This window comes from Thalassoglobus sp. (assembly GCF_048270125.1).
Lineage (GTDB): Bacteria > Planctomycetota > Planctomycetia > Planctomycetales > Planctomycetaceae > Thalassoglobus.
This window is the reverse complement of sequence record NZ_JBLWTN010000038.1, coordinates 40,114-50,115: the sequence shown is the minus strand read 5'-3', so window position 1 is coordinate 50,115 and position 10,002 is coordinate 40,114. Positions and strand designations below refer to the sequence as shown.

Genomic DNA, 10,002 nt, shown 5'->3' with positions numbered 1-10,002 from the left:
AGTCAGTTCAAAACATTAAACACCCCGGTGGTCTTCATGATCACCGGGGTGTTTTTGTGCGCCCACTGTTCATTTCATACTGAGAACCTATACCCTTCTATTTTGATTCTCTGCGTCAATCATTACTTGGAGCACTTCAACAGAACTCCTCTCACACCAGGTCCTGCATCACACAACTCTCCATGATCGCTCGCTACAATTTGTTCTATGATGAGTGGAATGTTTGTACTCCTTGGCATGAAATTGCCTAGCGGAGGGGCGAATCGCTGAATTCATCTCTATACTGCCCCCTTTGTCTTCGTATCATTTTGTACTACACATCGACGAGAATGACTGTTCCATCTTCAGAGTTGAAGATTGTTCAGAATCGGAAGAGATCCTTACGTGATTGGCCTATTACGATCTTCAACCTGATCTTCCGCTCGGTGAACACACTCCTTCTACGAATATTCGATCATTCATTTTATAGCGAATCTATTTCATTGAGGTTGTATCATGTCTACTCCAAATCGACCCTTCTGGTCCGGCCTCCCCGCTCGAATACTGGGGACCGTTATTGCATTGGCTGTTTTGGCAGTCTTGATGATCCCTCCGAGCAGGGATAAACCGGCTGATTCAGAGAATGGTGGCAGCAAGAACAAAGAGCTCACCAGCAAGAATGAAGATTCTGAATGCATTCGCGATCTTTCTCGCCTTCTCAACGGATTGCAGCCGGGTCGCTTGGGTATCGATTCCGACTCTGCAGATCTCGCAATAGAATTGAATCGTTGGTTCTCAAAGTGCGGTCAAGAGATTGACGTAAAACTGACGCAAGACGAAAACACCCAACGAGAGTTGCTCAGCGACGAGATCTTCACTCGTACATCTGCGCCACGGTTCCTACCGGAAGACGCTGCACATGTCCGCCTTTGTCTCTTGGCGGATCAGATTACAAAGCATGTTTGCGCGAACATGCCTGACGAGACAGAACAGGCCGTGGATCTGTTTCAGTATGTGACACGCCATATCATGCTAATGGATGAGGCATCAAACACTCTTCCTAAAACTCCGTATGAAGCACTTGTCTGGGGACAAGGAACAGCAGAACACCGAGCCTGGACTTTCGCGACGTTACTGCGACCACTGCGAATGGATAGCTTCATTATCACGCCAACCAGCAATCCTGGCTACTGGGTTGTCGGTGTCCAAACGGCGAAGGGTGAGGTGTTACTCTTCGATCCGAAGCTCGGCCTGCCAATTCCGAGCTTGAGCGGTGAGCAAACTACTCCATTCCCGACTCTGCCGGCAACACTTGCTGAAATCAAAAAAGATGGGGCTGCATTACGTGCACTCGACTCTTCCGATTTGAAATATCCTCTCACCAAGGAAGACTTTGCTGAATTCAGCGTAAGCATCATCGGCACGCCGAGTTTATGGTCGAGACGAATGGCTGAGTTGCAATACATGCTCGACCCATTACTCCCGATCGCTCTCTACGACGGCTTAGGGGAGAATGCCTTGCGACCAAATGCTTCTGTCCAGCAACGCACCATCGCAGCTGGGAAAAAGAATCAGCTTTGGCAGAGTGAACAAATTCAAATCTGGAAGTTTCCGTACGAGCAGCTATCAGCACTCGAGTTGGCAAAGCAGGACCCAGACAGCGCGTACGCTTTGCAGGTTCAGATTTTCGCTGGTCCGCAGCTCAAGAAAGTGAGCATGATCTATGACGAACAGTCCCAAAAACTTGTCCGGGATCCGCAAGCACAAGCACCAACCGTCCAAGCTGCCGACACGACATTGCACGCGGTTCGCATCGAACAGCTTCAAGGAAATCACCGATCAGCCTTGAAGCATTTTGGTCCAATCTTGAGTGCATACCGGACGAACGCAACAATTTTGAATGAGGAGGCTGCCAACTACGCTGCCTTGTGGGCTGGTGAATCCCAACTTGATATCCACAAGACCAGTGTCGCAATCGATACGTTGGACCGGTTTGTTGCCACTGCTCGGCAATCACGCACCCAGCTTGTCCCACTGAAAGAGATGCGACACTCAGCGACCGATCTTAAAATGATTGCACAAATTGTCTCTGAAGATTTTGAGGATGCACTTGCGACACTCAAAGCTGCGAACCGAGACAATCCCTCACTTCGATATGCTTATCTGATTCAGCGCTGGGAACAACTCTTTAAATCGGCGGACAACCCACAAGCGCCAAGTGAATAAGTCGTTCTCTTAAAACCGAACGAGCTATTCACTTCCAGCTTTAGAAATTATTCATGCCTGTCGTGCCCGTAAAGGTCACTTTCATTACTTCATAAACTGCTCGCCACGAGGCAGAACGAAAAACGAATCGGATTCCATGATGAGCACCAACCGATCCGAGACCAACGAAAACGTATGATTGATTTCCTCAGAAAACGCTGGTTTCTCACGAGTTTAATTCTCATCATTCCTTTGGGGCTGCTCCTGGGCATCATCATCCCGGTGGAACGAATCGAAGCATTCTCCTCGAACTTCATGGGACAGGCGAACCGGTACACCGTCGCATTCATTCTTTTTCTAATGTCGGTCACACTCGACATTAGAAAATTGACAGCTGCCGTTAAAGCTCCCGCCCCTGTCACTTGGGCTTGCCTTGTGAACTTCATGGCACTTCCATTGATTGCGATTCCACTTTCGAAATTGCAGCTCACTCCGGATTTTGCAGCAGGGTTGATCATCACGACCAGTGTCCCGAGCACAATGGCATCAGCTTCGGTTTGGGCCAGAAAGGCACATGGAAATGATGCCGTCTCATTGCTCTGTACGATCCTCACCAACGGGTTCTGCTTTTTAATCACACCATTCTGGCTCAGCCAGTCTCTGGGTGATGGGGTCACGCTCGATACGATGAAGATGATCGAGCGACTCTTCTATACTGCCCTGCTCCCGATTGCGTTGGGGCAAGTCGCTCGAATCTCCCCACTTTTAAAGATGGTTGCAGATACACGAAAAACATTGTTCGGATCGATTTCCCAAATCTGTATTCTGGGTCTGGTTCTCTGGGCTTCTGTGAAAGGGGGCGAGCAACTTCAAGAGTCCGATTCTTCAGGGATGACGATTGGGCCGATACTCTTCGTCTGGTTTTCCTGCTTAGCACTGCATGTGGCAGGTCTCGTCCTGGCGTTCTTTGGTGGGAAAGCATTTAAATTCAAACGAGAAGATACTGTGGCGACGGTCTTCTCGGGATCTCAGAAGACACTTGCCATCGGAATTTATATCGCAACCGATCTTCTCGCAGATCGAAACCTTCCATTCGCCGCGTTTCCGATTCTCATGTTCCACGCAACGCAATTGATTCTGGACACAATGCTGATTGCCCCGCTTGGAAAATGGGTTCAGGCAAGACAGACGAATTCGGACGTCCCTTCTGAGGGTTCGGCTTGAACTCGAGGCCATAAAAATATCGGTCGCTAAAGAGCAGTTTGCTCTAGAGCATCTTTCGAATTGGTTTGCAGGTTCTGCCTCGTGGCGAATAGCACTTTTACTGATGAAACGCGTTCTTCACGGGCACACGGTAGAGCAAACTGCTCTAGTTGCGGCTCGTGCCCGATTCTCGGATGCGTTCGCACTCGGCTTCGAGACGTTTGGCGATCTCGGGGTTTTGAGCAATCACGTCTGTGGTTTCGCCGATGTCACTGGCTAGATTGAACAACTGATATGGCTTGTTGAACGGTTTTCCTTTCGGCGCCTGACGGCCACCGGACCCGTTGCCAAGGACGAGTTTCCAATCGCCATCGCGGATTGCAAACATCCCTCCGACAGAATGATGAATGACCGGTGGTCGTGGACTCGCCAGGTCTTTCCCACTCAGCAATGGGAGCAGGCTGAAGCTGTCTGGAGCGTCGTCATCTGTAATCTTCGCGCCGGCGATCTCAGTCGCGGTTGTGAAGAAATCAGTCAGGCAGACCGTCTCGTCACACTTGCTTCCTGCTTCGATCTTCCCTTTCCAGCGAGCGAAGAATGGAACACGATGTCCCGCTTCCCAGATGTCTGCTTTTGTTCCACGAAATGGACCATTCGCTTGATGGTTTTCTGCCCTGTACCCCTGGATTTTTTCATCCTGAATGTGATCGGTTTTCGTCCCGTCATATTGATACATGAATGACCCATTGTCACTCGTGTAAATAATGAGGGTATTCTCAGCGATTCCTGCACCATCGACAGCTTTCACGACTCCTCCGACGATGTCATCGACTTGATGGACAAAGTCCCCATATGGACCAAGATCCGTTTTCCCACGAAATCGTGGATGAGGCAAAACTGGTTTGTGCGGCGCTGTCAGTGGGAAGTAAATGAAGAACGGTTTCTCTTCTTTTGCCTGAAGTGAAATGAGGGCCGTCACATGAGAACGCAAGTTGTCGAGGACATCCTCCATCACAAAGTCTGGTGATCGCTCTCCCTGACGAAGGAATGCGGGGAATCGTTGTGCATTCTGACTGAGCTTCGGAAACTCTGTAATTTTCCCTGCTTCAATGTAAACATATGGGGGAAAGTCGAGTGAGGCTGGAATGATGTACGAGTAGTCGAATCCGTGGGTGTGTGGTCCATTCGAAACCGGTTTTGAAAAATCAAATTCTTTGCCATCCTTGGCGAATCCTAATCCTAGATGCCACTTCCCGACGATCCCGGTCCAGTACCCGCTCGCACGCAAAGCTTCCGCAACAGTCCTCCGATCATCTTCGATGAGGGGCTCCCCGTATCCGTTGAGTACACCACTTTTCAGCCGGGTCCGCCAGCAGTAGCGACCGGTGAGGACTCCATATCGGGTGGGAGTGCAAACTGATGACGGCGTGTGTGCATCAGTGAAGGTCATCCCTTCAGCTGCAAGTTGGTTTAAGTTGGGCGTGGGGATTTTCGATTTCTCATTGAGTGTCTGAACATCGCCGTAGCCCATATCGTCAGCAAGAATGAAAATGATATTGGGTCGATCATCGGCATTCACAGCGACACAACAGAGCAAGCTCAACAGGCCAAGAGTACACCCTGAAATGAGCAGTGAAAGAAATTGTCGGGCATCAATCAAGACGTTTCTCCTGGAGAAGTTTTACGTTGACATGTGATAGATTTCGAGGGAAAGACACAAAACCTTGCCCCCAAACATCTAGTTCCAAGCGCCTAATTCTTAGTGACGACCTCATCGAGATTCAGCAATAAATTCGCGGCCATCGTCCAGGCGGCCAGTTTCGAAATCTCTTTTCCTTCAGCGACTTTTGTTGATGAAATCGCGATCAGTTTCTCAGCTTCAGCTGGATTCGATTCAAAGAGCTTGACATCCTGTTGATAACCTTGGACCAGCGACTCGATTTCCGTCGGTGAAGGTTCTCGGCTGAGGGCGTGCCAGAGCATTGAGTTGGCGACGGTGACTTCGTCCGTTCCCCCTTCATCCATAGACCGAGCTGCTAAGGCAATCGCAGACTCAACGTACTGAGGATCATTAAAGAGCAGAAGTGCCTGAAGTGGAGTGTTGGTACGTTCACGTCGAACCGTACACGACTCGCGCGAGGGACCGTCGAAAACATTCATCTGCGGTGGCGGAGCTGTTCGCTTGATGAACGTGTAAACAGTCCGGCGATGAACTTTATCCGGACCGGTATCCGCCTTGAATCTCACAGTGTTTGATCCGGAATACCCAACCGCAAACCACAGGCCATCCGGTTGTGGAGGCTTAACACTCTCGCCTCCGAATTTCTGAACCATCAGTCCGCTCACAAATAATGCTTGATCACGAAGCATTTCTGCATCGAGGCGGAAGCGGGGACCACGGGCAAGCAATCGGTTTCCCGGGTCTTTCTTGACAAGCTCAGGGCTGACCTTGGATGACTGTTGATACGTGGCTGACATCACGATTCGCTTCATCGACTTCTTGACATCCCAGTTGTCATTCATAAATTGCACAGCCAACCAGTCGAGCAACTGTGGATGACTTGGCTGCTCGCCTTGGGAGCCGAAATCTTCTGATGTTTTCACAAGACCGGTTCCGAAGAATTGCTGCCAGAAGCGATTGATCGTGACGCGGGCTGTTAATGGATGCTCTCGACTGATCAGCCATTGAGCCAATCCCATGCGATCATTCGGCAACCCCTCCGCCATGGGCGGCAAGAACCCTGGAGTTCGACGCGACACTTCCTCTCCGGGCTGATCGTACTCCCCACGCGTGAGAATATAAGCCGGTTCCGGTTTCGCTTTTTCTTTCCAGATCAGAGTTGTCGTAATTGCATTATTGAGGTCAGTCTTCGCCTTGTTCTTCGCAGCCAATCCGTCACGAACTGCGATATACCCGGCATCCGTGGTGACGTTCTCCCGGTAATGTTTCCGCAGGGCCTCATTCTGTTTTTGGTCTCGTTTTTCCGGTTCTACTTTCAGAATCGCCAAGATCTCTGCGGGGACTTCTGAGCGGATCGGTTGTTGCTTGGTGAGTGAAAGGCGATACCGTCCGAACTGGTGGTTTGCATAAACCGACTCATACTTCTGGACGATTTTAACGAGGCTTTTCCCTTCTAATCCGAAAGGAGCTTTCGTTTGAAACAATGCGGTGCGCGGCTCTTTTTTCGCATAGCCTTCTGTTGCCCAGCCGGTTTGTGGTTTTCCGTCGATCGCATTTTCAATTTTGAAGTCGCCATTACTTTGAGCGTGATCGGCAGACGCCTTGACGATGTCCACTCGCTTCCACTGTGGCTCTTCACCTTCATTTGGAATGGCAGCGGCGTAGACTTCGAACTCGGTTAAGACGACGTTGCTGTTCGAGCTTCGACCGGTTCCCTCGTTCGTATTGGCTTTGTCGAGAAGACCTTCCAGCCTGATCCCCTGCCAACCGGTTCCTTCGATCTGCTTGACAACTTCGTAGATTTCCTTCGCAGGGTTTGGTCCAGTCGCGAGAATAGAATTGTCTTCGAGAAGTTTAAGATCGGCTCCACCATTCGATGTGAATTCATCTGGAACAACAACATCCCAGGCCACGTCGCCATCACCTGACTCCTCGAGAACCGTGTTGGCCCATGCGGTTTCAGCTGCGACCAGTTCAGGCCATGGTTGATTGAGCTGCTTTTGTAATTCTGCAATCTCCGCGTCAAATTTTGCGAGCTTGGCTTTCTCTTCTTCAGTCGGAACTTTCAGAACAGGTGCAGGGTCTTTTTTGTTTCCATCGAGAGGATTTCCGTCGATGCTGTTCAAGTAAGCATACAGCGAGTAGAAATCTGTCATGGTGAGTGGGTCAAATTTGTGATCGTGGCAACTCGTGCATTCGAGCGTCGTGCCCATGAAGACGGTCCCGAAGGTGACCACACGATCAACGACATTCCGCATGCGCACTTCGGCAGCAATAGAACCTCCCTCGCTGGTCGTCACGTGAGCACGATTAAAACCGGTGGCGATGAGTTGATCGTCAGTCGGATTCGGGATCAAATCACCTGCGACCTGCTCCACGATGAACTGATCAAACGGCATATTTTTGTTGAACGCTTTGAGTACCCAATCTCGATAGGGCCACATTTCGCGATAGTTGTCCAGGTGCAGTCCGTGTGTATCGCCGTATCGAGCAGCATCCAGCCAGAAGCGGCCAACATGCTCGCCAAAACGTTCGGATGCAAGAAGTCGGTCGATCACTTTTTCGTATGCATCGGGTGAATCGTCTGACAGAAATGCTTTGACTTCTTCAGGAGTTGGAGGAAGCCCGATCAGGTCAAACGTTGCTCGGCGAATCAGCGTTGCTTTGTCTGCCTGCTCTGTCGGGGCGAGTCCCTCTTTTTTGAGCCTCGCAAGAATAAACCGATCGATTTCGTTCTTCACCCACTCTGACTCAGAAACTTCCGGCAGTTCAGGAAGCTCGGGAGGGATGAACGACCAGTGAGCTTCCCATTCTGCACCGCTGGCAATCCACTTCTTCAGCAGTTCTTTTTCAGCCGCAGTCAGCGACTTGTTCGTTTCTGCTGGAGGCATTTGAATCGATTCGTCATCGGAAAAAATCCGAGCGATCAATTCACTCTCATTCGGTTTCCCTGGGACGATAGGATGCTCACCCGAGTCCGCTTCTCCGTAAGAGCTCTCTTGCTCATCGAGCCGAAACCCTCCTTCACGGGACGCTTCTTCAGGCCCGTGACAGGCAAAACATTTATCAGAAAGAATCGGACGAATATCTCGGTTGAAACTGATTTCATCCTCAGCGTTCAAGACGCTAGTCAAGAAAATCGCAGCAACCGCAATGGAAGATAATTGATTCATGAGTCAAACTCGTAGAATGATCGATGAGGTTTTCGGGAAAGTGTGGTGCACTCTCACGCGAGGATTTCATTGACAACGTGTCCGTGAACGTCGGTCAGGCGGAAACGTCGCCCCTGGTATTTGTAGGTCAGCCGTTCATGATCAATTCCCAGAAGGTGCAAAATCGTCGCTTGAAAATCGTGAACGTGAACTGGATTCTCAACAATATTATAGCAGAAAGGATCTGTCTCACCGAAGCTCATTCCTCCTTTGATCCCTCCACCAGCCAGCCAACCAGAAAAACAGCGTGGGTGATGATCTCGACCAAAGTTGGCACTCAGCTTCCCCTGGCAGTAATTCGTGCGACCAAATTCTCCGCTCCAAATCACGAGTGTCTCATCGAGTAGACCACGCTGTTTGAGATCTTGAATCAGTGCTGCTGCCGGTTGATCGGTTTGCTTAGCCTGTCCTTTGATACCACCGGGAATGCCGCCGTGGTGATCCCATCCTTGATGGTACAGTTGCACAAATCGAACTCCCCGCTCAGTCAGCCGTCGTGCCAGAAGACAGTTGGCTGCGAACGTTCCCGGGTTTTTGGAATCCTCTCCGTACATCTCAAACGTCTTCGCGGTCTCTCCTGAAAAGTCCGTCGCTTCGGGAATGGCTGTCTGCATTCGAAACGCTAACTCGTATTGCGAGATGCGTGTTTCAATCAGCGGGTCGGGTGATTTTTTGAGCTCCAATTGGTGTAGCTGACTCAACGCATCGAGCATGCTCCGCTTGTTCTCGCTGCCAAGCCCCTTGGGATTGTTGATATACAATACCGGTTCGTCACCTGCCCGGAAGCGAACTCCCTGATGCCGCGACGGAAGAAACCCGCTACCCCACAATCGCGATACGAGTGGTTGACCACCTTTATCTTTGGTAACCATGACAACAAACGCAGGCAGGTTTTCGTTCTCTGCTCCCAACCCATAACTCAGCCAAGATCCCATGCTTGGACGACCGGGGAATTGAGAGCCGGTCTGCACATGGGTGACTGCGGGGCCATGGTTAATCGCCTCAGTGTGCAGACTTTTCACGAAGCACAAATCATCGACAACCTTTGCTGTCTCCGGGAATGCTTCGCTGAGCCAGGCTCCACTCTCTCCATGTTGTGCGAATTTGAATGGAGACCCCACCAGCGGCAAGCTTGATTGATTCCCACTCATCCCGGTCAGCCGTTGCCCTTTACGAACTTCGTCCGGGAGTTCCTGTCCCTGCCGTTCGTTGAGAACCGGCTTGTAATCGAACGTCTCCATTTGAGACGGTCCGCCTGCCTGAAACAGAAAGATGACCCGTTTCGCCTTCGCTGGATGATGCAGCGACTGCATCGCCCCTGCATCCGCAAGAACCTTCTCAGGCTCCCCCAGTTGAGAAAGCGCGACCGCACCCAGCCCCATTCCGAACTGCGAAAGAAAATCTCTTCGAGACGTGGCAGGGAAAAATCCGCTGCACGCTTGTGCGTTGTTGTTCATAGTTTGATTCTATTTTGATGCCACCCAACAGTCCCCGCCTCCATTTTCTCTCAGGATCTCAATCCCTGACTCGCAGGCTAGAACCAGTCCGAAAACCTCTGGAATAGCCGCTTTTCTCAACGTTTGAGAGAGCAATTTCAAGTTTCAGGATCAGTTCTAAATAATGGGGACTTCCTATATCCTAGGCTTGGCATCAAAGAATCTCAATTTGAAAACGGTTCTGGGCAGATTCTCCCAGCCATTCTGAACGCTGAGCGACCTCCAA

At 50.6% G+C, this 10,002-nt stretch carries 5 protein-coding genes; 2 read left to right on the top strand and 3 right to left on the bottom strand.

Features of this window, described 5'->3' with window-relative positions:
* The first annotated feature begins 495 nt into the window (after positions 1 to 495).
* Positions 496 to 2,205 carry a hypothetical protein gene (locus tag ACN0YR_RS23580; RefSeq protein ID WP_417851667.1) on the top strand — a complete coding sequence of 570 codons (1,710 nt, stop codon included), beginning with the start codon at positions 496 to 498 and terminating at the stop codon, positions 2,203 to 2,205.
* A 174-nt stretch (positions 2,206 to 2,379) separates the two neighbouring features.
* Positions 2,380 to 3,408 (top strand): bile acid:sodium symporter family protein, encoded by a 1,029-nt coding sequence (locus ACN0YR_RS23575; protein ID WP_417851666.1) that lies wholly within the window; start codon positions 2,380 to 2,382, stop codon positions 3,406 to 3,408.
* Between the two features lie 145 nt (positions 3,409 to 3,553).
* Here the strand turns inward: ACN0YR_RS23575 and ACN0YR_RS23570 are convergent, their stop codons facing one another.
* From ACN0YR_RS23570 to ACN0YR_RS23560, 3 genes are all read right to left on the bottom strand, one after another.
* Complete coding sequence (locus ACN0YR_RS23570; protein ID WP_417851665.1) at positions 3,554 to 5,047, bottom strand: sulfatase family protein; 1,494 nt, start codon at positions 5,045 to 5,047, stop codon at positions 3,554 to 3,556.
* Between the two features lie 92 nt (positions 5,048 to 5,139).
* On the bottom strand, positions 5,140 to 8,241 hold the full coding sequence (locus ACN0YR_RS23565; protein ID WP_417851664.1) for a PSD1 and planctomycete cytochrome C domain-containing protein: 3,102 nt from the start codon (positions 8,239 to 8,241) through the stop codon (positions 5,140 to 5,142).
* A gap of 53 nt (positions 8,242 to 8,294) precedes the next feature.
* Positions 8,295 to 9,737 carry a DUF1501 domain-containing protein gene (locus ACN0YR_RS23560; RefSeq protein ID WP_417851663.1) on the bottom strand — a complete coding sequence of 481 codons (1,443 nt, stop codon included), beginning with the start codon at positions 9,735 to 9,737 and terminating at the stop codon, positions 8,295 to 8,297.
* Positions 9,738 to 10,002: the final 265 nt, after the last annotated feature.

Bases quoted from the DNA above. Each gene is read 5' to 3' on its own strand.
- ACN0YR_RS23580 (WP_417851667.1), top strand. From the start codon at position 496: ATGTCTACTCCAAATCGACCCTTCTGGTCCGGCCTCCCCGCTCGAATA.
- ACN0YR_RS23575 (WP_417851666.1), top strand. From the start codon at position 2,380: ATGATTGATTTCCTCAGAAAACGCTGGTTTCTCACGAGTTTAATTCTC.
- ACN0YR_RS23565 (WP_417851664.1), bottom strand. From the start codon at position 8,241: ATGAATCAATTATCTTCCATTGCGGTTGCTGCGATTTTCTTGACTAGC.
- ACN0YR_RS23560 (WP_417851663.1), bottom strand. From the start codon at position 9,737: ATGAACAACAACGCACAAGCGTGCAGCGGATTTTTCCCTGCCACGTCT.